General features: G+C 66.2%; 27 protein-coding genes. 13 read left to right on the top strand and 14 right to left on the bottom strand.

Annotation, left to right across the window (positions count from 1 at the left end; all coding sequences use genetic code 11):
- Window positions 1-6: 6 nt before the first annotated feature.
- From CKW06_RS09820 to CKW06_RS09830, 3 genes are read left to right on the top strand one after another with little or no spacing between them, the layout of a single operon-like run.
- Window positions 7-1092, top strand: coding sequence for a phytase (locus CKW06_RS09820; protein WP_032963236.1), 1086 nt, complete (start codon window positions 7-9; stop codon window positions 1090-1092).
- Between the two features lie 14 nt (window positions 1093-1106).
- Window positions 1107-2456, top strand: a complete 1350-nt coding sequence (locus CKW06_RS09825; protein WP_231910952.1) for a purple acid phosphatase family protein — start codon at window positions 1107-1109, stop codon at window positions 2454-2456.
- Between the two features lie 13 nt (window positions 2457-2469).
- Window positions 2470-3084, top strand: a complete 615-nt coding sequence (locus CKW06_RS09830) for an inorganic diphosphatase (RefSeq protein ID WP_024956423.1) — start codon at window positions 2470-2472, stop codon at window positions 3082-3084.
- A 19-nt stretch (window positions 3085-3103) separates the two neighbouring features.
- Here CKW06_RS09830 and CKW06_RS09835 read toward each other — a convergent pair whose 3' ends face one another.
- Window positions 3104-3688, bottom strand: a complete 585-nt coding sequence (locus tag CKW06_RS09835; RefSeq protein ID WP_032963227.1) for a hypothetical protein — start codon at window positions 3686-3688, stop codon at window positions 3104-3106.
- A 109-nt stretch (window positions 3689-3797) separates the two neighbouring features.
- Between CKW06_RS09835 and CKW06_RS09840 the strand changes: the two genes are divergently transcribed.
- Window positions 3798-5243 carry a cryptochrome/photolyase family protein gene (locus CKW06_RS09840; RefSeq protein WP_024956425.1) on the top strand — a complete coding sequence of 482 codons (1446 nt, stop codon included), beginning with the start codon at window positions 3798-3800 and terminating at the stop codon, window positions 5241-5243.
- A 110-nt stretch (window positions 5244-5353) separates the two neighbouring features.
- Window positions 5354-6049: a YiaD family glycine zipper/OmpA-like lipoprotein gene (locus CKW06_RS09845; protein ID WP_024956426.1), complete on the top strand. Its 696-nt coding sequence runs from the start codon at window positions 5354-5356 to the stop codon at window positions 6047-6049.
- 179 nt (window positions 6050-6228) lie between these two features.
- Here the strand turns inward: CKW06_RS09845 and CKW06_RS09850 are convergent, their stop codons facing one another.
- A complete protein-coding gene (locus tag CKW06_RS09850; RefSeq protein ID WP_005409107.1) occupies window positions 6229-7260 on the bottom strand; it encodes a LysR family transcriptional regulator in 1032 nt (343 codons plus the stop codon).
- Window positions 7261-7407: 147 nt separating this feature from the next.
- Here CKW06_RS09850 and CKW06_RS09855 point away from each other — a divergent pair, with 147 nt between their 5' ends.
- The 6 genes from CKW06_RS09855 to CKW06_RS09880 all read left to right on the top strand — a co-directional run bounded on the left by CKW06_RS09855 (window position 7408) and on the right by CKW06_RS09880 (window position 15217).
- On the top strand, window positions 7408-7635 hold the full coding sequence (locus tag CKW06_RS09855) for a hypothetical protein (RefSeq protein WP_005409108.1): 228 nt from the start codon (window positions 7408-7410) through the stop codon (window positions 7633-7635).
- Window positions 7632-8402 carry an SDR family NAD(P)-dependent oxidoreductase gene (locus CKW06_RS09860; RefSeq protein ID WP_005409109.1) on the top strand — a complete coding sequence of 257 codons (771 nt, stop codon included), beginning with the start codon at window positions 7632-7634 and terminating at the stop codon, window positions 8400-8402. Before CKW06_RS09855 ends, CKW06_RS09860 begins: the two co-directional genes overlap by 4 nt.
- 91 nt (window positions 8403-8493) lie before the next feature.
- Window positions 8494-9717 carry an efflux RND transporter periplasmic adaptor subunit gene (locus CKW06_RS09865; protein WP_005409110.1) on the top strand — a complete coding sequence of 408 codons (1224 nt, stop codon included), beginning with the start codon at window positions 8494-8496 and terminating at the stop codon, window positions 9715-9717.
- Window positions 9718-9829: 112 nt separating this feature from the next.
- Window positions 9830-13000 carry an efflux RND transporter permease subunit gene (locus CKW06_RS09870; protein WP_024956427.1) on the top strand — a complete coding sequence of 1057 codons (3171 nt, stop codon included), beginning with the start codon at window positions 9830-9832 and terminating at the stop codon, window positions 12998-13000.
- A gap of 64 nt (window positions 13001-13064) precedes the next feature.
- Window positions 13065-13802: an SDR family oxidoreductase gene (locus tag CKW06_RS09875; protein ID WP_005409112.1), complete on the top strand. Its 738-nt coding sequence runs from the start codon at window positions 13065-13067 to the stop codon at window positions 13800-13802.
- Window positions 13796-15217: an efflux transporter outer membrane subunit gene (locus CKW06_RS09880; RefSeq protein WP_024956428.1), complete on the top strand. Its 1422-nt coding sequence runs from the start codon at window positions 13796-13798 to the stop codon at window positions 15215-15217. Before CKW06_RS09875 ends, CKW06_RS09880 begins: the two co-directional genes overlap by 7 nt.
- Before the next feature lie 41 nt (window positions 15218-15258).
- Here CKW06_RS09880 and CKW06_RS09885 read toward each other — a convergent pair whose 3' ends face one another.
- Window positions 15259-15636: a VOC family protein gene (locus tag CKW06_RS09885; protein WP_005409114.1), complete on the bottom strand. Its 378-nt coding sequence runs from the start codon at window positions 15634-15636 to the stop codon at window positions 15259-15261.
- A 139-nt stretch (window positions 15637-15775) separates the two neighbouring features.
- On the opposite strand from CKW06_RS09885, the gene CKW06_RS09890 reads away from it, so the two are divergent.
- Window positions 15776-16039: a hypothetical protein gene (locus CKW06_RS09890; RefSeq protein ID WP_005409115.1), complete on the top strand. Its 264-nt coding sequence runs from the start codon at window positions 15776-15778 to the stop codon at window positions 16037-16039.
- Between the two features lie 19 nt (window positions 16040-16058).
- Here the strand turns inward: CKW06_RS09890 and CKW06_RS09895 are convergent, their stop codons facing one another.
- From CKW06_RS09895 to CKW06_RS09920, 6 genes are all read right to left on the bottom strand, one after another.
- Complete coding sequence (locus CKW06_RS09895; RefSeq protein WP_005409116.1) at window positions 16059-16913, bottom strand: endonuclease/exonuclease/phosphatase family protein; 855 nt, start codon at window positions 16911-16913, stop codon at window positions 16059-16061.
- A 138-nt stretch (window positions 16914-17051) separates the two neighbouring features.
- The gene (locus tag CKW06_RS09900; protein ID WP_223846394.1) at window positions 17052-17279 is read right to left on the bottom strand and encodes a hypothetical protein; all 228 of its coding nucleotides are present in this window, start codon (window positions 17277-17279) and stop codon (window positions 17052-17054) included.
- Window positions 17280-17338: 59 nt separating this feature from the next.
- Window positions 17339-17575, bottom strand: a complete 237-nt coding sequence (locus CKW06_RS09905) for a hypothetical protein (RefSeq protein WP_024956430.1) — start codon at window positions 17573-17575, stop codon at window positions 17339-17341.
- 86 nt (window positions 17576-17661) lie between these two features.
- Window positions 17662-18366 carry a PA1136 family autoinducer-binding transcriptional regulator gene (locus tag CKW06_RS09910; protein ID WP_024956431.1) on the bottom strand — a complete coding sequence of 235 codons (705 nt, stop codon included), beginning with the start codon at window positions 18364-18366 and terminating at the stop codon, window positions 17662-17664.
- Between the two features lie 5 nt (window positions 18367-18371).
- Window positions 18372-19244 carry a glyoxalase III HchA gene (hchA, locus tag CKW06_RS09915; RefSeq protein ID WP_024956432.1) on the bottom strand — a complete coding sequence of 291 codons (873 nt, stop codon included), beginning with the start codon at window positions 19242-19244 and terminating at the stop codon, window positions 18372-18374.
- Between the two features lie 84 nt (window positions 19245-19328).
- On the bottom strand, window positions 19329-21350 hold the full coding sequence (locus tag CKW06_RS09920) for an esterase/lipase family protein (protein WP_024956433.1): 2022 nt from the start codon (window positions 21348-21350) through the stop codon (window positions 19329-19331).
- 153 nt (window positions 21351-21503) lie between these two features.
- Here CKW06_RS09920 and CKW06_RS09925 point away from each other — a divergent pair, with 153 nt between their 5' ends.
- Window positions 21504-21965 (top strand): methyltransferase family protein, encoded by a 462-nt coding sequence (locus CKW06_RS09925; RefSeq protein WP_024956434.1) that lies wholly within the window; start codon window positions 21504-21506, stop codon window positions 21963-21965.
- Window positions 21966-21978: 13 nt separating this feature from the next.
- On the opposite strand, the gene CKW06_RS09930 is transcribed toward CKW06_RS09925, so the two are convergent.
- The 5 genes from CKW06_RS09930 to CKW06_RS23930 form a co-directional block, all read right to left on the bottom strand.
- Window positions 21979-22461, bottom strand: coding sequence for a hypothetical protein (locus tag CKW06_RS09930; RefSeq protein ID WP_024956435.1), 483 nt, complete (start codon window positions 22459-22461; stop codon window positions 21979-21981).
- A gap of 253 nt (window positions 22462-22714) precedes the next feature.
- A complete protein-coding gene (locus CKW06_RS09935; protein WP_024956436.1) occupies window positions 22715-22933 on the bottom strand; it encodes a helix-turn-helix transcriptional regulator in 219 nt (72 codons plus the stop codon).
- Between the two features lie 11 nt (window positions 22934-22944).
- A complete protein-coding gene (locus tag CKW06_RS09940; protein ID WP_024956437.1) occupies window positions 22945-23253 on the bottom strand; it encodes a hypothetical protein in 309 nt (102 codons plus the stop codon).
- Complete coding sequence (locus CKW06_RS09945; protein ID WP_024956438.1) at window positions 23250-23834, bottom strand: hypothetical protein; 585 nt, start codon at window positions 23832-23834, stop codon at window positions 23250-23252. Before CKW06_RS09945 ends, CKW06_RS09940 begins: the two co-directional genes overlap by 4 nt.
- A gap of 79 nt (window positions 23835-23913) precedes the next feature.
- Window positions 23914-24414 (bottom strand): hypothetical protein, encoded by a 501-nt coding sequence (locus CKW06_RS23930; protein ID WP_231910914.1) that lies wholly within the window; start codon window positions 24412-24414, stop codon window positions 23914-23916.
- Window positions 24415-24445: the final 31 nt, after the last annotated feature.

Below are 24445 nucleotides of genomic sequence, written 5' to 3' on the forward strand. Positions count from 1 at the left end.
GCCACCATGCTGGCCGTGACGTTGGTGGCAGGCTGCACGCCGGCCAACGGCAATGATCCGGCCGTGGCCAAGCCCGGGGCGAAGGCCATGAACGAGCGTGCGGTGACCACCATCGCCGAGGCATTCCTTTCACCGATGACGCCGGCTGACAACATCGATTCGCCTGCCGCCTGGCGTGCACCTGACGGAAAGCTGTGGCTGATCGCCACTGCCAAGGCCACCGACAAGCTGGTGGTCTACGACGGCAGCAGCGGCCAGCACCTGCGCGACGTAGGCAGCAGCGGCACCGCGCCAGGGCAGTTCGATCGCCCAAACGGCATCGCGGTGACCGACGATCTGCTGTGGATCGTGGAGCGCGACAATCACCGCGTGCAGGTGCTGAGCCTGCCGGACTTCACTCCACTGGCGACCTTCGCTGCGGACGATCTGCGCAAGCCGTACGGGCTGTGGGTCGACCGCCGTGCCGATGGCTACAGCGTCTACGTGACCGACTCCTGGGACAACGGCGAGGATGCACAGGGCCGTGACATCCTGCCGCCGCTGACCGAGCTGGACAAGCGCGTGCGCCAGTACCAGGTGACCCGCGATGGCGCGAAGGTCGAAGCGAAGCTTGTGGCCAGCATCGGTGATACCACTGAGGCGGGTGCCCTGCGCGTGGTCGAGTCGATCTGGGGCGACCCCGAGAACGATCGCCTGCTGATCGCCGAAGAGGACGAGGGCTACGCCAGCGAGTTCAAGGTCTACACGCTGGCCGGGCGTTTCACCGGCACCACCTTCGGCCGCGACGTGTTCAAGGCGCAGGCCGAAGGCGTAACCCTGCGCACCTGCGGCAAGGATGGTTGGTGGATCACCACCGAACAGGGCAAGCAGCGCAGCGTGTTCCACCTGTTCGACCGCCACACCCTGAGGCCGGTCGGCGCGTTCCAGGGCAATACCGTGGCCAACACCGATGGCATCTGGATGATGCAGCAGCCCAGCGCGCGCTTCCCGCACGGCGCGTTGTATGCGGTGCATGACGACCAGGGCGTGGTGGCGTTCGACTGGGAGAGCATCGCCAAGCAGTTGGCATTGCCGCTGGAGTGTGGTTCGTGAGCGGTCGTTGCCTGATGCATACGTTGGCGCTGGGCCTGCTGCTGGCGGTGCCGTCGTTGTGCTTCGCGGCGGCTGAAGCGAACATCCAGGTGCCGGCAGGCAGCCGCCACTACGCAGCGACGACGGTGCCGGACCGCATTGTCGCTTCGCCGGCAGTCGATCCCGGCCATGGGTTCGCCGTGGCCTGGCGCACCGACGGCAGCGTGCAGGCGCCGCTGCTGGAGATTGCCCTTGCCGGTGATTCACCGGCCATCGAGGGCATCCGCCAGGTGCGCGCCACGACCCGCGCGCTGCAGACCGAGAACGGGCTGTCGCACCACCACCGCGCTGATGTCAGCGGCCTGCGGCCCGATACCCTGTACGTCTACCGCGTGCAGGGCAACGGCAGCTGGAGCGCCTGGAACCAGCTGCGCACGCTGGCTGCGCCCGACCAGCCGCTGACCCTGCTGTACTTTGGAGATACCCAGAACAAGAACGTGAGCCATGTCAGCCGCGTGGTGCGCGCCGCGCAGAAGGCCGCACCCGAGGCGCGCCTGAGCCTGTTCGCTGGCGATCTGGTCAGTGGGGGCGATGGTGCCGATGACAGCGAGTGGGACGAATGGTTTGCCGCCGCCGGTTGGCTGGCGCAGGAAACCCTGGTCGCGCCGGCGATCGGCAACCACGAGTATGTCGAGGAGTTCGAGGGCACTCCGCAGGAACGCCGCGTGCTGGGCAGGCACTGGCCGGTGACGTTCGCGCTGCCGGGCAATGGGGCATCCGCCGCACAGCAGACCAGCTACTGGTTCGATGCGCAGGGCGTGCGCGTCGCCGTGGTCGATGGCACGTCGGCACTCGACCTTGGCACGGCCAAGGAGCAGGCGCAGTGGCTGGACAAGGTACTGACCGGCAATCCGCAGCCGTGGACACTCGTGCTGCTGCACCAGCCGTTCTATTCGCCGCGCGAAGGGCGCGAGAACGCCGCATTGCGTGACGTGCTGCTGCCGGTGGTTCGTCGCCACAACGTCGATCTGGTGCTGCAGGGCCACGATCACACCTATGGCCGCCGTGGTGAAGGACAGGCTGCGACGCCGCAGTATGTGGTGACCGTGGCGGGGCCGAAGCAGTACCGTCTCTCCGACGAGGCACGTAGGACGATGGATCCGGTGGCCGAGGACACCCAGCTGTTCCAGGTGTTGCACATCGATCCGCAGCACCTGCGCTATGAAGCCCGCACGGTGACCGGGCGACTCTACGATGCCTTCGAGCTGCGTCGCGACACCAAGGGCGGCAAGCAGCGCACGGAGCTGACCGAAGGCCGCATCACGCCGCGTGACTGCCCGCGCGCGCAGACTGCCAAGGGCCGCGCCGATCGCTGCTGGGAATGAGGAGGAGATCCAGATGAAAACCGTACACCGTCTTGTCCCCATGGCTGCCATCGGCGGGGCCCTGCTCCTGCTCGCGACCGCGGTGGCCGCCGCCGATGGCGTGCTGCACCCGTTCCTGGTGGCGCAGCCGAAGCAGGCGCCGCAGGAAGTGAACCTGGCGGTGGAGATTCCGGCCGGCAGCGTCACCAAGTACGAGATCAAGGAGGACGGCCTGGTGCATGTGGATCGCTTCCAGTCGATGCCGGTCGCCTATCCGGCCAACTACGGTTCGATGCCGCGCACGTTGGCTGGCGACAACGATCCGCTGGACGCGCTGGTGCTGACCCGTGAACCCCTGCATCCGGGGGTGATCGTGCGCTTCCGGCCGATCGGCTACTTGAAGATGGTCGACGGCGGCGAGCACGACGAGAAGATCATCGGCGTGCCGACCGACAAGGTTGACCCGACCTACGCCAACATCCGCGACCTGGCCGATCTGCCGGAGATCGAACGACAGCGCATCGAAGCGTTCTTCCGGGTCTACAAGGACCTGCCGGCCGGGCGCAACCCGGTGCAGCTCAACGGTTGGGGCAACGCTGCCGAGGCGCGGACGCTGATCAGCGAAGCGATGAAGCGCTTCGAAAAATAGATCCACGCCATGGCTGGATTCAGTCCAGCAACGTCTCGATGAACGACTCGGCCTGCAGGCGGTCGCCCAGTACCCGGGCCACCGCCTGTACGGCTGCCTCCTGGTGTTCAGGACGGATGCCGCCATCGTCATCGTCGTTGTAGAGGTCATCGCCGGCATCGAGGTACACCGTGCCTGCAGCAGCCAGAGCCGCCATCAAGGTCGGCACATCGGCAGTGATCTCGCCGGCATCCAGCAGGCCGGCGCCGTGGTGGCTGAACAGCACACGGCCGTCGTCCAGGTCGAGGATGAACGGATCAGCGCCGCGATCGGCAATCACCAGCCAGTTCGATGGCCAGTCGTTGATCCGTTCGCCGCTGACGCCATGCCATCGATAGCCGGCCTGCTGGCTCCACAGGCGCTGCAGTGACGGTATCCAGACATCAAGGCCGGGAACGGTGATGCCGGCGCGGCCAACCCTGGCATTGATCTCTTCGCCCAGCGGCCCGATCTGCGCGTAGAAGCGCGCCAGCACCGGGGGCAGCGGGAACGGGCCCTGCCAGTCACGCTCGTGCTGCGCATGCAGCAGCCCGAAGCGGGCGAATGAGGCGTGCAGATCATCCATGTCAGAGTCCAACGGGTAGCGGCCGTGCAGCCTAGCAGACGGCGTCTGCGCGCATCCCCTTCACCACCGCTGGCTATCATGTGCGCCTTCCACAACGAAGGCGGTACCTGTGTCGGTAGCGTTGGTATGGTTCCGCCGTGATCTGCGGCTGCAGGACAATCCGGCCCTGCAGGCCGCGCTGGATGCCGGTCACGACGTGGTGCCGGTCTACATCCATGCGCCGCACGAAGAAGGTGAGTGGGCGCCGGGTGCCGCCTCCGATGCGTGGCGCCACCGTTCACTGGCCGCGCTGGATGCGGACCTGCGCACGCGCGGTTCCTCGCTGGTGCTGCGCAGTGGTGACAGCCTGCCGGCCCTGCAGTTGCTGATCGCGCAGACCGGCGCCGAGGCGGTGTACTGGAACCGCAAGTACGAACCGGCCACCCAGCCACGCGACGCCACCATCAAGCGCATGCTGCGCGAGCAGGGCATCGATGCGCAGAGCTGCAATGGCAGCCTGTTGTTCGAGCCTTGGGACATCGCCACCCAGCAGGGCCAGCCGTACAAGGTATTCACCCCGTACTGGCGCAATGTACTCAGTCATTGGCGCCTGCCGGCACTGCAGGCCGCACCGGAAGCACTGGCGCCGCACGCGGCCGACAGCCTGGCATTGGATGATCTCCAGCTGGCGCCGACGCTGGACTGGGATACCGGCTTCTGGGAGCACTGGCAGCCGGGTGAAGCCGGTGCGCTGGAAGCACTGTCCGTCTTTGAAGACGGTGCCCTGCGCGGGTATCGCGAGCAGCGTGACCTGCCGGACCGTGTCGGGACCTCGCGGCTGTCGCCGCACCTGCATTTCGGCGAAATCGCACCCTGGCGGATTGCCCATGCGCTGGAAGGGCTGCGTAGTGCTGGCACCGACGCCGACATCGACGGCTACCTGCGCCAGCTGGGCTGGCGTGACTTCGCCTACCACCTGCTGCATCACTTCCCGAAGACGCCCACCGACAACCTCAACCCGCGTTTCGATCGCTTCCCATGGGCAACGCCCAGTGACGCGCAGCTGCACGACTGGCAGCGCGGCAACACCGGCGTGCCGATCGTCGATGCCGGCCTTCGCGAGCTGTGGCACACCGGCTACATGCACAACCGGGTGCGGATGATCGTGGCCAGTTACCTGTGCAAGCACCTGCGCGCGCACTGGCTGCATGGCGCACGCTGGTTCTGGGACACCCTGGTCGATGCCGACCTGGCCAACAACACCATGGGCTGGCAGTGGGTGGCCGGGACCGGTGCCGACGCGGCACCGTACTTCCGTGTGTTCAACCCCGTGACCCAGGCCGAGAAGTTCGATCCGCAGGCACGGTACATCAGCCGCTGGGTGCCCGAACTGGCCGCGCTGCCGGTGAAGGCCCGGTTTGCGCCCTGGCAGCATCCGCTGCTGCTGGCGGCACATGCCCCGGGCTATCCGCCTACGCCGCTGGTGGACCTGGCTGCGGGCCGCGACGCCGCATTGGCGGCGTACCGCCAGTCGGGGGGCGGGGTACAGGGCGACCTGGGCGATCTGGTCAGTTAGCTGAACGCGGCCCTGTCGGTGTGCCCGATCATCATTCCGGCATCGCATCGGGCTGTTTATTCTCTTTGCGCCCGCAGGCCGCCGGCCGACCGGAAACCAAGGAGAACCTCATGATCCGCAACACCATCCGCAACGTCGCACTGGCCCTGATGAGCGCGGCCGTCCTGTCGGCCTGCGCCACCGGCGGCTCCTACGTACAGAGTGACCAGTACGGCAACCCCACCGAGCAGCAGAACCGTACTGGCCGTAACGCCCTGATCGGTACCGCCATCGGCGTGGCAGCCGGCCTGCTGACCGGCGACAGCGCCACCGAGCGCCGCCAGCATGCCCTGATCGGCGCCGGTATCGGTGCGCTCAGCGGCGCCGCCGTCGGCCAGTACCAGGATCGCCAGGAACGCGCACTGCGCGAGCGCACTGCCAACACCGGCATCGATGTGCAGCGCCAGGGCGACAACATCATGCTGAACCTGCCGGACGGCATCACTTTCGACTTCGGCAAGTCGACCCTGAAGCCGCAGTTCTACGGCGCGCTCAATGGCGTGGCAGGCACCCTGCGTGACTACAACCAGACCATGATCGAAGTGGTCGGCCACACCGACAGCATCGGCAGCGATGCGGTCAACAACCGCCTGTCGAAGGAACGTGCCGACTCGGTCGCGCAGTACCTGATCGGCCAGGGCGTGCAGAGCGTGCGCATCGAAACGCTGGGCGCCGGCAAGTCGTACCCGATTGCCGACAACAGCACCGACGCCGGCCGCGCCAAGAACCGCCGCGTCGAGATCCGGGTGATTCCGCTCAAGCAATAACGCGTAGCGTTACTGCTTGAGCCGGTCCGGCCATCGGCCGGAACGAAAATGCCGCCCTTGCAGGCGGCATTTTTGTGGGTGCCGAGCGTTGCTCGGCACGCCGATAGCGCATCCCTCTGTAAGCCATGCCGACCAAGGTCGGCAACTACCAGGAGATGGGTAGGCGCTCTTGTTGCAGGCTACGCCGCCGAAGCGGCCACCTTCTCCAGGATCCGCTTGCCGCTGCTTTCCAGTGCGGCGTCTTCCTTTTCCTTCTGCTGCTGCGCCAGCTTCGCACCCGGGCACTGCGCCAGCATGTAATTGGCGTCGAAGTTGAGCTTTTCGACCAGGAAGTCGACGAACGCACGCACCTTTGGCGAGACCAGGCGGCCGCCGGCGAACACGGCGTTGAAGTCCACTTCCGGGCCGGTCCAGCCGGCCAGCACGCGGCGCACCATGCCCGATTCAACGAACGGCTTGGCCATCACGTCGCCGGTCAGCAGCAGGCCTTCGCCACAGACCAATGCACCATTCAACGCAGACATGTCGTTGGCGGTCATCAGCGGGGTGACCGGGAAGTCACGCAGCTCGCCGCCGTTCTCGCCCAGCTGCCAGGTGAAGCGCGGCGAATTGCCGGTGTGGTACGGCTTGCGCATCGCCAGGATGCGATGGAACTGCAGCTCCTCCGGATGCAGCGGCTCGCCATAGCGCTCGATGTAGGCCGGGCTGGCGAACACCTGCGTGCGCAGGCTGCCGAGCTTGCGTGCGACCAGATTGGAATCGGGCAGGGCCCCCACGCGCAGCGCAAGGTCCGCTTCACCTGCAATCAGGTCCAGCTTCTCGTTGCCCATGTGCATGTCCAGGCGGATCTCCGGATACTGCGCATGGAACTGGCCCAGCAGCGGGGCGATCCAGGTGATGCCGATCGAATAGGGCACGGTGAAGCGCAGCCAGCCGCGCGGGCCGGACTGCAGCTGGCTCACCGCGCTCTCGGCCTCTTCCAGTTCGCGCGCGATGCGCTGGCAATGTTCGTGGTAGATCGAACCGGCTTCGGTCAGGCCGAGGCGGCGCGTGGTCCGGTGCAGCAGGCGCGCGCCCAGGCGCGTTTCCAGCTCCTGCACTTTGCGGCTGACCGTGGTCTTGGGCAGGCCGAGCGATTTGGCAGCGGCAATGAAGCTGCCTTGCTCGACCACTTTGACGAAGATCAGCGTCTCGTTGAGATCGTGGGACATGGTCGGGGATCCTGGACGTCGGGGATGGGACAATCGTGACAGAACGATTGGACCGGGAGCGGGATGATTATTCCCCTTAATCAGGACTAATCAAGTAAAGGTTTGAGGTCTATCGTGGCGCCATTCGTTAATTGGAGCCCGTCCGCCATGAGCCTGCGCAACATTCTTGCCCGACTCCGGAACGCCGGCCAGAACACCCTGGACCTGGCGATGACCGTCGAAGCCCGTCCGAGTTCCTTGGTACACAAGGACTTTCGTGAGTTTACCGCGCCCATGCGTCAGCAGCGTGGCGGTGCCATCCGCCTGGCCCCTCACAAGGGTGACCGCCTGCGCCGAATCGGGACTATCCCGGATTTGGGAGGAAATGTCCCGTGAATGGGATGCTGACGCCTGAAGTCCTGGTCCTGGGCGGCACCGGTGCCGTCGGCCAGGGTGTGGTTGGCGCGCTGCTGGAGGCCGGCAGCCCGGTACTGGTTGTCGGCCGCGATCCGGGCCGGCTGGCGGCGCTGCACGAGCAGTTCGCTGACGAGCCGGGCCTGGAGACGCTGCTGGGGTCGCTCAGCGACGACGGATCGGCGCGCGCGCTGGCCGAACGCATCGCGCAGCGCCCGCGCCCGTTGGCGGCGGTGATCGCCGCAATGGGTGGACCGTACCGCCGCGGTCGCGTGGTCGACCGCAACGGTGACGAACTGATGGGCGCGATGCAGGCCGATCTGATGCCGCACGTGCACGCGGTGCGTCACCTGCTGCCGCTGCTGCAGGACAACGTGCATGCGCGCCGCTACGTGATGATCGGCAGCCCGGCCAACGCCAAGCCATGGGCGGGCTACGGCGAGACCTCGATCACCACCGCCGCGCTGCGCATGTACGCGCAGGTCGTGCACCAGGAAGCGCAGGCGCTGGGCGTGCGCGCGCAGATGCTGGAAGTCTGCAGCCCGGTGTGCACCCCGGCCAATGCGGCCAATGCCTGCATCGAGTGGCCCAGCTCGCTGCTGGTGGGTCGTCGCGTTGTGTCGCTGCTGGATGGTTGCCGCGACAACCGTGCCATCGTCCGCTGTGACAGCAGCGATGCCGAACTGCCGCGCGGCCTGCTGCACCTGGAAGTTCCCCCTTTGTGGCGCGATACCGCAGGCGTTGCTTGACCTCGACCATGGTTGAGGTCGCAGGATACGCCGCCGGTTTTTGCAACACGTTCTCATATAGCTGTACCACCCCTCCGTACGGATGCATGCCATGACTTCCCCCAATACCACCCCACATCGTTTCGGCCATCGCATTGCGATGGTCGGCGTGTCGATCCTCGCCGCAGCCGTGCTTGCGGCCTGCAGCGGCGGCCACGCCGAAGAAGCCGGTGCACCGCCGCCGCCGCAGGTCAGCGCCGCGCCGGTACTGGTCAAGCAGGTCAGCCAGTGGGACGAGTTCAGCGGCCGCGTCGAAGCGGTGCAGAGCGTTGAACTGCGCCCGCGCGTGTCCGGCTACATCGACAAGGTCAACTACGTCGAAGGCCAGGAAGTGAAGAAGGGCGAAGTGCTCTTCACCATCGACGCGCGCAGCTACCAGGCCGAGTACGATCGAGCGGCTGCCGAGCTGGCCCGCGCCCGCACCCAGGCCACGCTGGCCCGCAGCGAGTCCGAGCGCGCCAAGCGACTGTCCGAGCAGCAGGCGATCTCCACCGAGACCGCCGAACAGCGTCGCGCGGCCGCCGACCAGTCCGGTGCCGCCGTGCAGGCCGCGCAGGCTGCGCTGGACGCGGCCCGGCTCAACCTGGAGTTCACCAAGGTGCGTGCACCGATCGACGGCCGTGCCGGCCGCGCGATGGTCACCGCCGGCAACCTGGTCACCGCCGGCGACAGTGCCAGCGTGCTGACCACGCTGGTCTCGCTGGATACCGTCTTTGTCTACTTCGATGCCGACGAAAGCACCTTCCTGCGCTACGCCCAGATGGCACGCAAGGGCGAGCGCCCGAGCGAGCGTGACAGCGAACTGCCGGTGAAGGTTGGCCTGTCCGGCGAAGAGGGCTACCCGCACTCAGGCAAGGTCGACTTCCTCGACAACCAGGTCGCCCGCAGCACCGGCACCATCCGCGTCCGCGCACTGCTGGACAACGCCGACCGCCAGTTCACGCCGGGCCTGTTCGCCCGCGTGCAGCTGCTCGGCAGCGGCCAGTTCCAGGCGCTGCTGATCGATGACAAGGCCGTGCTGACCGACCAGGACCGCAAGTACGTCTACGTGGTCGACAAGGATGGCAAGGCCCAGCGCCGCGACATCCAGCTCGGTCGCACCGCTGATGGCCTGCGCATTGTCGAACACGGCCTGGCTGCGGGCGACAAGGTGATCATCGACGGCGTGCAGAAGGTCTTCATGCCGGGCATGCCGGTGCAGGCCAAGGCGGTGGCGATGCAGCCACAGCCGGCGCCGGCACCGGGCCGCGATGCCACCGCCGCCCTGAAGCACTGATCCGCGTCCCCGCTTAGCTGCCGGCGCCAGCGGCAGCCTTCCCTGCCTTCGTCATTTCGGCGAGGGGCAGGGTGGCTGTTGCCCGCCGAATGCCTTTCCCAGGAATTCCTCCATGGACTTTTCCCGTTTCTTCATCGACAGGCCGATCTTCGCGGCGGTGCTGTCGATCGTGATCTTCGCCGCAGGCCTGATCACGATTCCAATCCTGCCGATCAGCGAGTACCCGGAAGTGGTGCCGCCGTCGGTGGTCGTGCGCACGGTCTATCCGGGCGCCAACCCCAAGGTCATCGCCGAGACCGTCGCCACGCCGCTTGAAGAAGCCATCAACGGCGTCGAAGGCATGATGTACCTGAAGTCGGTCGCCGGTTCCGACGGCGTGCTGCAGATGACCGTCACCTTCCGCCCGGGCACCGACCCGGACGCAGCGGCGGTGAAGGTGCAGAACCGCGTGGCGCAGGCGCAGGCGCGCCTGCCCGAGGACGTGCGCCGGCAGGGCGTGACCACGCAGAAGCAGTCGCCGACCTTCCTGATGGTGGTGCACCTGACCTCCCCGCAAGGCAAGTACGACACCCTGTACCTGCGCAACTACGCCCGCCTGCACGTCAAGGATGCGCTGGCGCGCATTCCGGGCGTCGGTGATGCGCAGATCTTCGGTGGTGGCGACTACGCCATGCGCGCCTGGCTGGATCCGGACAAGGTGGCTTCGCGCGGCCTGACCGCCAGCGACGTGGTGCGCGCCATGCGCGAGCAGAACGTGCAGGTGTCGGCCGGCCAGCTCGGCGCCGAACCGCTGCCGGACAGCAAGTTCCTGACCCTGATCAATGCCCAGGGCCGGCTGAAGACCGAAAAGGAATTCGGCGACATCGTGCTCAAGAGCGGCACCGATGGCGAGATCGTGCGCCTGGCCGACGTGGCCCGCCTTGAACTGGGTGCCGGTGACTACACCCTGCGCTCGCAGCTGGACGGCAAGAACGCGGTCGGTATCGGCATCTTCCAGTCGCCGGGTGCGAACGCGCTGGAAATCCGTGACCAGGTCATCTCGACGATGGACGAGATGCAGAAGACCATGCCGGCCGACGTGAAGTACGAAGCGGTGTATGACACCACCATCTTCGTGCGGGACTCGATCAAGGCCGTGGTCTCCACGCTGCTGGAAGCGATCGCGCTGGTGGTGCTGGTGGTGATCCTGTTCCTGCAGACCTGGCGTGCCTCGATCATCCCGTTGATCGCCGTGCCGGTGTCGGTGGTGGGTACCTTCGCCGCGCTGTACCTGCTGGGCTTCTCGATCAATACGCTGAGCCTGTTCGGCCTGGTGCTGGCGATCGGCATCGTGGTCGACGACGCGATCGTGGTGGTGGAGAACGTCGAGCGCAACATCGAGGAAGGCCTGTCGCCCACCGCCGCGGCCCACCAGGCCATGCGCGAAGTGTCCGGCCCGATCGTGGCGATCGCGCTGGTGCTGTGTGCCGTGTTCGTGCCGATGGCGTTCCTGTCCGGTGTCACCGGCCAGTTCTACAAGCAGTTCGCGGTCACCATCGCCATCTCCACGGTGATCTCGGCGATCAACTCGCTGACCTTGTCGCCGGCCCTGGCCGCGCGCCTGCTGAAGGCCCACGGCGCACCGAAGGATGGCCCGAGCCGCCTGATCGACCGCCTGTTCGGCTGGGTGTTCCGTCCGTTCAACCGCTTCTTCAAGTCCAGCTCGGAGAAGTACGAGCGTGGCGTGGCCCGCATCCTCGGCCGACGTGGCGCGGTGTTCGTGGTCTACGCGATCCTGCTGGTCGGTACCGGCGTGATCTTCAAGCTGGTGCCGCCGGGCTTCATCCCGACCCAGGACAAGCTGTACCTGATCGCCGGCGTGAAGCTGCCGGAAGGTTCGTCGATCGCGCGTACCGATGAAATGCTGCTCAAGGTGGCCAAGATCGCCCAGGAAACCGATGGCGTGGCCCACACCATCTCGTTCCCGGGCCTGAACGCGCTGCAGTTCACCAATACGCCCAATACCGGTGTGGCGTTCATTCCGCTCAAGCCCTTCGCCGAGCGTCATGGCCGTACCGCTGCGCAGATCAATGCCGAGATCAACCAGAAGATCGCCGGCCTGCAGGAAGGCTTCGCCTTCGCGATGATGCCGCCGCCGATCCTCGGCCTGGGCAACGGCAACGGCTACCAGATGTTCATCGAGGACCGCGGCAACCTGGGCTACGGCGCGCTGCAGAATGCGGTGCAGGCGATGCAGGGCACCGTGGCGCAGACGCCGGGCATGGCCTTCCCGATTTCCAGCTACCAGGCCAACGTGCCGCAGCTGGATGCCGAGGTCGACCGCGTCAAGGCCAAGGCACAGGGCGTGCAGCTCACCGAACTGTTCGACACCCTGCAGACCTACCTGGGTTCGGCCTACGTCAACGACTTCAACCAGTTCGGCCGTACCTGGCAGGTGATCGCCCAGGCAGACGGTCCGTTCCGCGAGACGGTCGAGGACATCGGCAAGCTGCGTACCCGCAACGACCGCGGCGAGATGGTGCCGATCGGTTCGATGGTCACCATCAAGCAGACCTTCGGCCCGGACCCGGTGCTGCGCTTCAATGGCTACCCGGCAGCGGACCTGGCCGGTGAAGCCGACCCGCGTTTGCTGTCCTCGGCCGAGGCGATGACCAAGCTGACCGAGATCGCCGGCAAGGTGCTGCCGGTGGGCATGACCACCGAATGGACCGACCTGAGCTACCAGCAGGCGACCCAGGGCAAAGCCGCCTTCATCGTGTTCCCGGTGGCGATCATGCTGGCCTTCCTGGTGCTGGCCGCGCTGTACGAGAGCTGGTCGCTGCCGCTGGCGGTGATCCTGATCGTGCCGATGACCCTGCTGTCCGCGCTGTTCGGCGTCTGGCTGACCGGCGGTGACAACAACGTGTTCGTGCAGGTCGGCCTGGTGGTGCTGATGGGCCTGGCGTGCAAGAACGCGATCCTGATCGTCGAGTTCGCCAGAGAACTGGAGATGGGCGGCAAGGGAATCGTTGAAGCTGCGCTGGAAGCCTGCCGCCTGCGCCTGCGCCCGATCGTGATGACCTCCATCGCGTTCATCGCCGGCACCGTGCCGCTGGTGCTGTCGCACGGTGCAGGTGCCGAGGTGCGCTCGGTGACCGGTATCACCGTGTTCGCCGGCATGCTGGGCGTGACCCTGTTCGGCCTGTTCCTCACCCCGGTGTTCTACGTGGCCCTGCGCAAGTTCGTCACCCGCAACGGTGGTGGCCAGCTGGTGCAGCACGGCGAGCCGACCATCCACCACTGACATGGAACCCCGTCGTCGCCGGTCAATGCCCGGCGGCGGCTTCCCCCTCACAAGGCATGCATCCATGAATACCCATCAGAACAAGATCGCGCTGGTCACCGGCGCCACCCGTGGCATCGGCCTGGAAACCGTGCGCCAGCTGGCCCAGGCGGGCGTGCACACGCTGCTGGCCGGTCGCAAGCGTGAGACCGCCGTTGAGCTGGCGCTGAAGCTGCAGGCTGAAGGCCTGCCGGTCGAAGCCCTGCAACTGGACGTGACCGACGCGGCCAGCATCGCCGAAGCAGTCGAGCAGGTACGCCAGCGCCATGGCCGCCTCGACATCCTGGTCAACAATGCCGGCATCATGATCGAGAATCCCGCGCAGGCGCCGTCGGAGCAATCGCTCGAGACCTGGAAGCGCACCTTCGACACCAACGTGTATGCGCTGGTGGCGGTGACCCAGGCATTCCTGCCGCTGGTCAAGCAGGCCAAGTCCGGCCGCATCGTCAATGTGTCCAGCATGCTCGGCTCGCAGACCCTGCACGCGGATCCCTCCTCGGGCATCTATGACTTCAAGATTCCGGCGTACAACGCCTCCAAGGCCGCGGTGAACAGCTGGACCCTGAGCCTGGCCTACGAACTGCGCAACACGCCGATCAAGGTCAATACCGTGCATCCGGGTTACGTGAAGACCGACATGAACGGCGGCAACGGCGAGATCGAAATCAGCGAAGGCGCGCGTTCCAGCGTGGAAATGGCACTCATCGGTGAATCCGGTGCCAGCGGCAGCTTCACCTACCTGGGCGAGGTGCTGCCATGGTGATCCGCACGTTGGCGATGGCCGTCTCCAGCCTGGTGCTGGCGGGCTGTGTCAGCGTCGGTCCGAACTACAAGGCGCCGGTGCAGGAACCGGTGGTGCTGCAGGGGGCGCAGCAGCCGGTGTTCAGCACTACCTCGCCGGTGGCCAGCTGGTGGGCGCAGTTCGATGATCCGGTGCTGGAAGAACTGGTGCACGGCGCACTGTCGGACAACCTGGACCTGCGCGTGGCCGTGGCCCGCGTCAGCCAGGCCCGCGCGGTGTTCGTCGAAAGCCGCCTCGACCAGGCGCCGCACATCACCGCGGGCGGCAGCTACGACCGCCGCAAGCAACCCGATCCGCAGCTGGGTGGGCAGCGGGTGTTCAGTGAAAGCTACCAGCTCGGCTTCGATGCCGGCTGGGAGCTGGATCTGTTCGGCCGCAAGCGGCGTGCAGCAGAAGCCGCGCGCGCCGACCTGGACGCCGAGCAGGCCAACCTGGCCGATGCGCAGGTACTGGTCGCCGCCGAAGTGGCACGCAACTACTTCGAGCTGCGCGGTACGCAGAAGCGCATCGCGGTGGCCCAGCACACCCTGGTCAACCTGCGCGATACGCAGAAGCTGACGGAGGCGCGCTGGGAGCTGGGCGCCGGCAGCGAGCTGGACGTGCAGAGCAGTCGCGCGCGGCTGAAGGCGATCGAGGCCGATATCCCGCTGCTGGAAGTGGCCGAAACGCAGTCGCGCAATCGCCTGGCGGTTCTGCTGGGCCAGCGTCCGGAAACGCTGACCGCCATGCTTGCGCCGCACGACGTGCCGGCATTTGCCAAGGCCCTGCCGCTGGGCGATACCCGCGAGCTGCTGCGCCAACGCGCCGACGTGCGCGTGGCCGAGCGTCGCCTGGCCGCTGCCACCGCGCGGGTGGGCGTGGCCACTGCGGACCTGTTCCCGCGGCTGTCACTGTCCGGTTTCGTCGGCTTCCTTGGCGGCGACGCCAGTGGCCTGGTCAATGGCAACAACAAGGCCTGGTCGCTGACGCCGTCGCTGAGCTGGGCCGCGTTCGACTTCGGCACCGTGCGTGCACGCCTGCGTGCCAGCAAGGCTGAAGCCGAGGGTGTGGCTGCGCAGTATGAGCAGGCCGTGCTGCTGGCGCTGGAAGACACCGAGAACGCGCTGACCCGCTATTCCAAGCAGCAGGCGCGGCTGGCGATCGTGGTCGAGCAGGCGCAGGCGGCACGCCGGGCTGAGTCGCTGGCGCAGATCCGCTACCGCGAGGGCTCGGAAGACTTCCTGACCCTGTTGGATGCGCAGCGCACGCAGCTGGCGGCCGACGATGCGTTGGCGGCGGCTGAGTCCGAGGTCAATGTCAGCGTGGTGGGCGTGTACAAGGCACTGGGTGGCTGGGGGCAATCACCGCAGCCGCCGAGCGTGGCGCAGGTGCAGTAACCGCAGGGGACGGAAGCACTGGCTTCCGTCCCTTTCTTCTGTCAGGGCCAGTGATTGGCCGGTGTGTCGCGCTCGCGCATGCGCACGATGCAGAAGCGATGGCCGGTGGGTGCTTCCATCACCCACCAGCGTTTGACGAAGCCGATCCGGCGCGCGCCGAGTTTTTCCAGTCGATCTGCCTCGGCATCGATGTCGTCGCTCTCGATGTCCAAGTGCACCCGTGAGGGGTGAGCGACACGTTGCACTTCCACGTTCAGGCCCGCGGGTGCGCCCTGCAGGTCGGCGTACTCGGCGCCATCTTCGCCATACGACGGCTGCGCCTGCAGACCGAGTGCGGCCGCCCAGAAGCGTGCGCCTTCGTCTGCGGGCGTGTCCTGGCAGTCGATGATGAATCCGGCCAGACGGCTCTGGTGCGCCATGACGTCCTCCGCAGATCGGGAATGGAGGAAGGGTAGCGCGTCGCTTGCTGTGGACGTTGTCACAGTCATGACGTTTCTGACTCTGCCAGAACCGGGGCCTGCGGTGTAACTAGTGGGGCAGATTCCGGGAGGGATGGCGATGAGCGACGACAAACGTGATACCCAGCGCATGCTGTTTGGTGATCCGGGACCGCCTGGCGCAGGGCTGTCGGTAGCGGTCGTAGTGCTGATGGTGTTGGCTACCATGGCGGCTGCGATCGGCTTCATGCGCCTGCCGGACCAGATGCTGGGGCTGGGCCTGATCGGCATCTCCGTGTTTCTGGCGGTCGGTGCCCGCATCTGCCAGGCACGCAACCAGCATCAGGCGCTGTACCGGCTGATGTCGCGACAGCCGCCGCCGTAGCTGCGGCTGCCGTACAGGTTCAGTGCTTCGGCCAGTCCAGCTCGACCACCAGCGGGAAATGATCCGACGGCAGCACGCCATCGATGCGACGGTCATCGGTCAGGAAGCTGCGTGCATGGAAGCCACGCACCAGCACCCAGTCCAGCTGCACGGTGGCCTTGCCGGTGAAATCGTGGAAGGTCAGGCGTGGCCCCTGCGGAACCTTCACCTGGGTACGGGTGTCCTGCAGCAGGCGGGTGAATGCCTTGTAGGTGTCACCACCGGGCTCGCTGTTGAAGTCACCCGTCAGGACCACCGGCAGATCGGCCGGCAGGGCTTCCACGCGCTTGCCGATCAGCTCGGCACCCTTCACCCGGCGCGGTTCATCCTCGTCGCGGTAGGGCAGGTGGGTATTCATGAAATAGAAACGACGGCCATCGTCCAGGCGGCGGAACAGGGCCCAGGTGACCATGCGCGGGTACAGGTTGCCCCAGGTGATGCTGCCGGGTGCGTCGGGTGTATCGGACAACCAGAAGTTGCCGGACTCCTCGATGGCCAGCACCTTGCTGTCGTAGAACACGCCCATGTGTTCGTCACCGCTGCCACCACGGCGGCCTTCGCCGAACCAGCGGTAGCCGGGCAGGTGTTCGGACAGGTAGTCGGCCTGCTCCTTCACCAGTTCCTGGGTGCCGATCACAGCCGGGTGCGCATCGAGGATGACCTTGACCATGGCATCGCGGCGGTCGGGCCAGCGCTTGCCCGCTTCGGTATCGGCCGGGGTGCGTACGTTGAAGGACATTACTTTCAGTGGCGCCGGTGCAGCAGCCCAGGCGACGGCAGGCAGCGCAAGCACCAGCAGCGCACACAGCGCGGGGCGACGGAAACGCGACAACATCGTGGAATCCCTCCATTCCATGAAAACGGTTTCATGAAGCATGCCATGGAAGGCGAGGGCAGCGGTATGCCGGGATGGGCGACTGGGAGATGCCGGACGGGCGCTGGACGCTCCGCCCGGCAGATGCCCCTTGCCCGATCAGGGGTCGTAGATCATCCCGTTCTCGTCGCGGTTGTAGTGGTCACTGACTACGCGGGTGCCGTCGTCATGGACCACGTACAGCGTGCAACGCTGGTGGAACACGTTGCCGCTGATGCGGAAGGGCACGCACTCCTCCTGCAGGCCGACCTCTTCGGCTGCATTCGCCGGCGGCGAGGGCACCAGGGCGGCAAGTGCAACTACTGCAGCGAAAGAAAAAGCGGTCATTCGATTGTGCAGCGTCATTGATCACACTCCTTGGAGTCGTAGTCGGTGTCCGATGCAGATCAGTCTGCCGGGAGGTACCACTGACCGTTCTCGTCTATCCAGTACACCGACGTGAGAACGGTGCCGTCTGCCAGAGTGCGGGTGACGGTGCAGCGCTGATGCACGAGGTTGGGCCCAAGCCTTACGGGTACGCAATCGGTCGTCGATCCGGGGGACCCGGCCGCGTGGCCGGTTGCCGGTACCACACTACCCAATGCCAACATCAATGCGGCCATCGCGGCCAGTTGCAGTTTCATAAGCATCATCCTTGCTTCTGCAATCGCGCACATGCGCATGGCGTGTGTAACACGCGAACCAGGCCGCCGGAAGTGTCTCGCCGTGATCAGTCTTCGATCTCGCCGCGACGGCTGGCAGCACGCACTGCCTGCGCGGTGGTCGCCACACCCAGCCGTTGCCGCGCGTGGCGCAGGTGGTTCTCCACGGTGCGCGTGGAAAGCCCAAGCGTGGCCGCGATCTCAGCTTGGCGACGGCCAGCGGCGACCCAGCGCAGCACTTCGCGCTCGCGGTTGCTCAGTGCGCTTCCCGAAAGCTCGGCAGGCGATTCGGCCAGATGGCGCGCGGCACGGAATGCTGCAGCTGCAGCAGCTTCCAGCTGCAGTCGCGCGCTGGCCGATGCATCGATCGCTGTCCCGGCAAAACTGATCGCGCCTTCCAGACCGGTGGTGCCGAACACCGGCACCTGCAGACCGTGCAGGCCTTCACCACGTGGCTGTTTCACCACCTGATAGCGTTCGCCGCGAACACCCTGGCGCTTGCTCCAGAAGAACGGCGCGTCACTGTCCAGTACGTGGCGATTGACCGGGCAGGCGTGCAGGTAGCGCGCGAGGTCGGTACTGCTGCCGTCGCCGAACCAGTCGCCCTCGATCCAGTACACGCGCTGTGTACCGCGCTCCAACCCCGTGCCGGTGGCGAACACCAGCACGCGGTCGTAGCCGAGCGGTGCAGAGATGCTGCGTAGTACGGCGCCCACCGCACTCAGTGAGCGGGCGCGTTCCAGTTCCAGCAACGCCTGCACCAGTTCGCTCATCCGGGTCAGCGGCTGGCCAAGGCGTCGAGCAGCGTGCGTGCGGCCAGCTTGCCCAGCGCATTACCGGCCAGCGGGCTGTCGCCGGTCAGCAGCAGGCGATCCTGCAGCACGCTGCCATCGATGCCGTCATTGACGATCTGCACGCCCTGCTGCGCCAGGCGCTCACCGAAGAACCACGGCAGCTGCCCGGGCATGTAGCCGATCTCCGGCGTCTGCCGGTCCATCGCATCGGGGAAGGCACAGATGCGGTAGCCGCGGAACAGCGAACCACCATCGGCCTCGTCCACGCCTGCGGCCAGCAATGCGGCCGGGCCGTGGCAAAGGGTGATGATGTGACGTTGCTCGGCCATCGCCCAGTGCAGGGCTGCCTTTACCGCGCGACTCTGCGGCAGTCCGATAAGGGCGCCATGGCCACCGGGAATGAACACGGCGGCATAATCCGATGCGGCATCGAGGCCTGCCACCACCTCATCCAACGGCAGCGGCTGGCGGAAGCGCGACTCGTAACGTTCGTACAGTCCACCGATCTCCGTGTCCTCACGCGGGAACGCCCACCACTCGAACTTGGCGGCGTTGCCCGACAGCGTGGCCACATCGATGTCGAAGCCGGCCTTGTCCAGGTGGTACATCGGCAGCAGGGTTTCCACCGGATGGTTGCCGGTGGAGAACAGGTGGCCGTTGGCAGTGGGCAGATAGCGTTCGTCCGCAGCGATCATCAGCACCTTCCAGCGGCCATCGCGGCGTGCGTCCGGATAGTCGGCACCGGACAGGTTGCTCTTGGGCGATGTGAACTGCGACAGCGAGTAGGGCGACGGGAAGAAGGCATCGCGCTCGGCCGGGTCGGGGCTGGGCTGGCGGCTGGGCTCTTGCGTGTTCATGCGGACCTCCAGTGGGGTGGTGGAATCCAGCATAGAAGGGCTGATGCGTACAGGCGATGAGGGTTTTCCCTCAGCCGCGCGCAGCTACTTCACCGTGGCCGAATGCTGCTGCATGTCTTCATGCAGGATCCGCCGCAGTTCGACGATGGCCGGCGTGGCTTCCTGCACGCTGTGCCCGGATACGATCACCTTCTCCGAATCCGCGTGCGGCAGGTGCGAGCTCCAGTAGGGCACCAGCCCGTCGTCGGTCTTTTCCAGCGGCCCATCGGCCTTGGCGCGCGCGATGATCGAGTGGTAGTGCACCTTCGGCGACATCGGCAGGTCGGCCACCGCGCGGACGAAAGGATCGTCCTTGTCCAGATTCTGGATGCTGTTCATCTGGTAACCGTGCTTGCCATCATTGCGGTCGATCTGGCCGTCGTTGGCGATGGTGGCGACGTCTTCCAGCACGGTCAGCGGCAACCGCACCAGGCGACCGATCCAGCGGCCCAGGCGGGTGCCCGCCACGTCGGTGCCGCGGTGTGGCGTGGCGATGAATACCACGCGCGATACTTCCGGTTCCGGCAGGAAAGTCAGCACCGGCGCGCCCTTGGTACGCAGCAGTTCACGCTGTGCCGGCGTCATCTGCGCAGTCTCCAGCAGGGTGTCGACCAGATGATCGCCGGAAGAGGAGATCATCAGCCGCGCGATCACGCCACCCATGCTGTGCCCGACCAGCACCATGTCATGCGAAGCCTGCGCCTTGCCGCTGGGGTCGAAATGCTTGAGCACTTCGGACAGCGTATGACGCATCGCATCGTGGCTCATCGCGATGGGCATGTTGGTCGGGTAGTAGAACTGCCAGACCTGGAAGTCCTGGCGGATCTCGTCGTCGCGCATCAGTTCGTTGGCGACGTTCACCCAGGCTTCCGGGCTGCTGGCCAGGCCATGGATCATCAGCAGCACGCGGCGGTTCGGATCGTAGGGCTGCATCATGTACAGGTGCGGCGTGTCGATGCCGCCCTTGCCACCGAAAAGCGAGCGCAGCGACTGGTGGCTGAAGTTGGAACGGGCCAGCCACAACGCATAGCCGGCGGTGAAGTTCGCGGCCAGCGGAACCTGTTGGCCATGCAGGGTGACTTCCGTGACCTGGTAGGGATCGTGGATCTCCAGCTCCGGCTCGTCGTCGTGCAGCACTTCCCACAGGTTCTTTCCCGAGAAGCGCAGCAGCACCGTCATCGAAGGGGAGGGCATCTCGCTCCAGCTCTGCGCGGCCGAGGTGCTTGCCTGCGCGGCGGGCGTCGCTGCCGAAGGCGGGGTGGCCGTGCTGCCAGCCGGATCGTTCATCACCGCCACCAGCTCGGCACCGAAGCCATCGCGGCGATGCACGCTGCGCAGCGTGCCAGTGAACGACAGCGAGGCCGCCGGTACCAGTTCGGTAGGGGTACGCGTATCCAGCGGTGATGCTTCGCCTGAAGGGGCCAGCACGAAGGTCCAGCGGCCCAGCTGGAAGTGGTTGGCCTGGCCGTGCACGCGGCCCGTGGCATAGGCGTCGTACAGCTGTACCGAGGCTTCCTGCACGGCCAGGTTGTAGTAGTCGCGCACCTGGGTCTGGCGATCTTCGAAGCCGCGCTGGTTGGCGGTGCGCTCGGTGAAGAACAGATACGCATAGGCCTGGCGCGCGACCTGCATCCACGCATCCAGGCGCGGTTGGAAATCGGCATCCAGCTCGGTGATCGCGCTCTTGGCGCGGCCGGATGCCGAGTACTCACGCTTCGGCGCCGGCAGGGTCATCGCATACTGCAGCCACAACTCGGCCAGGCTGGAGCGTTTGTCTTCCTCGCGCACCACGATGCTGCTTTCCATCGCCTCGATGCAGGGCAGGCCCGGTTTGGCGCATACGCCTTCATCGAGGCCGGCCACCCGCAAGGTCTCCGTGGTCGCCGCGCTGAGCTTGCCGGAAGTGAGGATGTCACCGCGCTTGAGCGCGATGTACTGACCGGGCGTGACCGAGGCCACCTGCACCGACGGCCCGAACTGGCGCAACGTGGCGCAGCCGCCCAGGGTGAGCAGCACAGTGATGATGAGGGTCGTGCGGCCGATGAAGCCCAAGCCCGTGGTTGCCATACGATCCTCCTGCGCGGTGGCGCCACTCTAGCGGTCGGCATGTCAAAGCGGAAGATACCGGGCGGTCGGTTTGGGGCGCTCAGGCGCTGCCATCCAAGCGATTCAGCCGGTTCCGTGTGACACTGGGGTGAATGGAGTTATGCAGGGACTGCGATGACGTGGCTTGAGACCCGGATCCCGCCGCCGCTGGTGATGCTGCTGTGCGCGGGGATCGGCTGGCTTGGGAGCCGACTGTGGCCGGAGGCGGTCTTGCCACTGCCGATGCGGGCGCTGATGTCAGGCGGGGTGATTGGGATCGGTGTGGCGCTGAACCTGCTGCCGAAGCTTGCGTTCCAGCGGGCGCGCACCACGGTCAATCCGCTGCGCCCTTCGGCATCAAGCGCGCTGGTCACGCGCGGCATGTACCGTTACACGCGCAATCCGATGTACCTGGGCCAGGCAACGATCCTCACTGGCGCAATGTTGTACCTGCAGAACACGATCGCGTTGCTGGCTGTGCCGTTGTTCGTGCTCTACATCACCTGGTTGCAGATCATGCCGGAAGAGCGGGCGTTGCTGGCCCGCTTCCCCGACGTGTATCCGATGTTCCGCCAACGTGTGCGGCGTTGGCTGTAGCGGGCTTCACCCGTTATCGCGAGATCTGGCACTTCACGGCAGCGGAATAGCCTTCGTAGTCATCGCCTGCGATCACGTGCAGGGTGTGGCGCTTGTCGATGGTCTTCACGTATGAAGGTTCCTCCGTGTTGGCGTGTTCGTTGACCGTGTTCACTGACCACGCTTTGGCCAGATGCGTGGCGTCAACGCCGTTCAAGTAGACGAAGAGGCTCTTCTCGCCCTCGGCCACGTTCACATCGGCACTGGTGACGGTACCGCCGAGCAGGGCGACCGGCTTGTCCTCCGGCTCGAAGGTGCCACCCGGTTTCCTGGCCAGGCCAGCGGCCTGCAGTGCATCGATGGCGTCGGCCTCGCTGAAGTCCGAGCCGGCCTTGCAGGCCAGCAGGGCTTCCAGCGTGGCGGTGCCGGGGGGCGCGATGGCCGGTGCCGCGGCGTGCGTGGCTGGGGTTGCGGCGAGGGCGGTAAGGAGTACGGAAATCGTGAAAGCAGCTTTCATGGCAGATCCTTCTGGCGGTCGCGGGGTGGGGCTGCAGTGTGGAGGTGTCATCCCGATTATGCGCCACGCGTCCTGCGCGACGTGCAGGCACAAAAAAGCCGGAACTCCATTGACGGGAGATCCGGCTTCTTGCGGCCTCGACAGGCCATACAGATGGTGGGGTGGGCCCTACCGCAATGTGAAAGTAAGTTGTTGATGGGGCTAGTGGTTAGTGGTGGGGCGCGAGAGCGATACCCCCACCTATACCCCCATCCTATGCAGCCTTGGCGGCTTCAATTCCATTCCGCTCCGCCACCCGGGCAGCCTGCCAGGCGTCCACCTCAGCCTCGATCCAGCCTACTGCGTTGCCACCGAGCGGCACAGGCGCAGGGAAGGTGCCAGCGCTGATCCGGTCGTAGATCGTGGTCTTGCCCAACCCCGTGCGGCGCTTGACCTCGGGCATCTTGATGAAAACGAGCGGCTCGGTAGCCATGGCTTCCTCCTTCAGGTCGACGCCAGCGCCGCGCGCTGGGTCTTGGGTTTGCGCTCGGCGAGGCCGAGCTGGAACTGCAGGACGTTGTCGGCCGCCGCGGGCACCGCGGCCGGGCGCGCGCTGCGCTCGGGGCGGTTGAGCCGGCGCCACGCCGCAATGGCCTTCTCGGGATCGGCATGCTTGCTGGTCGACCTGCAGGCGCACTCGACCAGGTGGCCTCCGCCGGCGGAGGCGTAGCGCTTGTCGTGGATGTGGCGCGCGCGGTGGCCGGCGGCGCAGTTCGGCAACCCTTCCGGGTGGCTGATATGTTCCTGGGTCATGGCTTGTTGCACTCCTCGATGTGGGCTTCGAGCTGCTCGATCAGGAAAGTGGCTTCGGTGGCCCTGCGGCGGCGCTCGTGCGTGCTAACCGGAGCGGGCCCGGCGTCCCGGATCCACTGCAGCGGCTCAAGGAACCAGCTCGGGTGGACAGGCAGCAGTTTGCGCGGGTCGGGCTTGTTGTCAGGTGGGAAGCAATCCGGCCCTGCCCAGTCCTCGCTCATCCCGCAGCGCGTGCACACTCGTCGCTGGAAGTCATGGACCTTCTCGGGCTGGATTACGCGCGGCGTTTCGAACAGTGCCCGGACAACGAGCCCACGCTGATGGGCGGCATAGACGTGCCCTGCGTCGGCCTGCATCCAGCAGCCAGGCCGGTGATCGTCCTTGTTGCGGCACTCCCAGCGCACTGGCTGAGCGGTGTAGAGCTCTTTCAGAAGGGTGTCAGCCCAAGCGCGCACCTGGCGCCCGTCAACAGCGGTGGCTGGATCGACACGCCGCATCGCAGAGACAACTGCGGCGACAGGCGACGATGCCTTGGTGGCCTCGACAGCCGTGGCCGGGGAAATGGGCAGTGGTGCGGTCATGCTCTAATCCTTCAGTTCGTGGCCAGCGCAGCGCGCAGCTGCTCGTCTGGATCCGGGTAGCCGTCCATGTAGGCGGCGATCACTTCCGCGGCGACTTGCGGGACGATGGCGTTGCCGTAGGCGCGCAGGCGTCCCACTCGGGCCAGAACCCCATGAGCCAGCAGACGAATGCTGGATTCAACGCGCCGGAATTTTCCGTCGTGGCCGATGAGCCAGCAGGCTCCATCCCAATGGCCACGCTCGACAGGTACAGGCCGTGCCGACCGTCCAGCTGCGAGGGCGGGATTTTGGTCGTCCGGTTCTCGTTGGCCGACGCTCGTGGCGTTGGGTATAGCGCGACTGCTGCCTGCGACACCGCAGCCAGATCCGGCCCATGGTTCCGCGCTGCCTCCCTGATCGCGCCCTCCGTTGATCGCACGCCCTTGTCGGCGAGCGAGGCGGTCGGCGTCGGCCACAGGCCCGCAATACGGGGGTCGTCCAGCGGCGCAGACACGTTCACCACCACCGTGGTCAGCGATTCCTGCGAGCCCTTCGTGTCCCCACGCCGACGCTGATAGCCCAGCCGCGGTTCGTGCGCCATTGGCGTGGGCCACAAACCAGAGTCGATCCCG

The organism is Stenotrophomonas maltophilia, from assembly GCF_900186865.1.
GTDB classification, from domain to species: Bacteria; Pseudomonadota; Gammaproteobacteria; order Xanthomonadales; family Xanthomonadaceae; genus Stenotrophomonas; species Stenotrophomonas maltophilia.